This is a genomic window from Zoogloea sp. (assembly GCF_023150065.1).
GTDB lineage: Bacteria > Pseudomonadota > Gammaproteobacteria > Burkholderiales > Rhodocyclaceae > Zoogloea.
Window position 1 is genome coordinate 1 of record NZ_JAKLLN010000074.1, and the last position, 1,113, is coordinate 1,113.

The following is a 1,113-nucleotide window of genomic DNA, read 5'->3' on the forward strand; positions in this document are numbered from 1 at the left end:
AGTGGATGCAGTTCGCCGCCTGCGCCGCCTCGGGCCACGGCGCCTGGCGCGACGAGCCTGACGCGGCGTTCGCGCGGTTGCGCGAGTTCATCGGCGCGGCAGTGGAGTGAACCTGCTGCCTGCCCCACAGGACCGGCGCGCTGTCAGAACCGGTACTGCGCGCTCAGGTAATACGTGCGCCCACGCGGATCGGTGTAGCTCGGGTCGTAGCCCGAGATGAAGAAGTAGGCCTGGTTCGAGTACGGCGGGCTCGTGTCGGCCAGGTTCTGGATGCCTGCGCGAAGCGTCAGCGCCTTGTTCGGGCTCCAGCTGCCTGACAGGTCCCAGAGCGAGTAGGCCTTGACCCGGTTGGGCGCGACCACGGTCCCGCTGTTGGTGTCGATGGCCGAGTTCTGGTCTTCATAACTGCCGATGTAGCTGTTGGACAAGGTGAGCGTCCACGGACCGCGCTCCCAGTCCACGCTCAGGCGGTGGCGCCAGCGCTGCACCACGCCGTCGGTGACGAACCTGCCCAGGTTGCTCACATACGGGTCGCCGTTGCCCGTCTGCTGTTTGGACACCAACGCCAGGGTGCCGGTCAGCCTGACGCCGAAGCTGCCCCAGTCGGTCTTCAGACCCTTGAGCTCGGCCGCGAGGTCGACGCCCGAGGCCTTGTGGCGGCCTCGGTTCTCCTTGCGCAGCTCGATGAAGCAGATCGTCGAGTCGTCGGGGTCGTAGTCGCAGCCCGGCAGCCCTTCGTCCTCGTTGTAGCGGTGCACCAGCGACTCGTACTTGGCCAGGTTGCCCAGGATCACGTCGTCGCCCAGCGTGCTGATCAGGTCGCGCTTGGAGATGGCCCAGTAGTCGACGCTGATGCTGGCCTGGCGCGTGGGCTGCGCCACGATGCCCAGCGAGAACTGACGCGAGCGCTCGGGCTTGAGCTTGGGGTTGCTGTAGGTGCGCGTTTCCCAGATGTCGGCGCAATAGCCCAGGTCGTTGTCGTTCTCGGCCATGCACACGGGGTCGGGCAGGGTGGCCGAACTGCCGGTCGTGGCCGGGCGGACCATGTCGGCCAGCGACGGCGCGCGAAAGCCGGTGCCGGCCGAGGCCCGCACCATCACGCTGGCGGCGGGT

Annotated in this window: 1 protein-coding gene; it reads right to left on the minus strand. The window is 67.7% G+C overall.

All coding sequences use genetic code 11. The features are described 5' to 3' along the window. Positions 1-143 precede the first annotated feature (143 nt). Positions 144-1,097, minus strand: coding sequence for a TonB-dependent receptor (locus L6Q67_RS23450; protein WP_296575898.1), 954 nt, complete (start codon positions 1,095-1,097; stop codon positions 144-146). Positions 1,098-1,113: the final 16 nt, after the last annotated feature.

Bases quoted from the DNA above. Each gene is read 5' to 3' on its own strand.
- L6Q67_RS23450 (WP_296575898.1), bottom strand. From the start codon at position 1,097: ATGGTGCGGGCCTCGGCCGGCACCGGCTTTCGCGCGCCGTCGCTGGCC.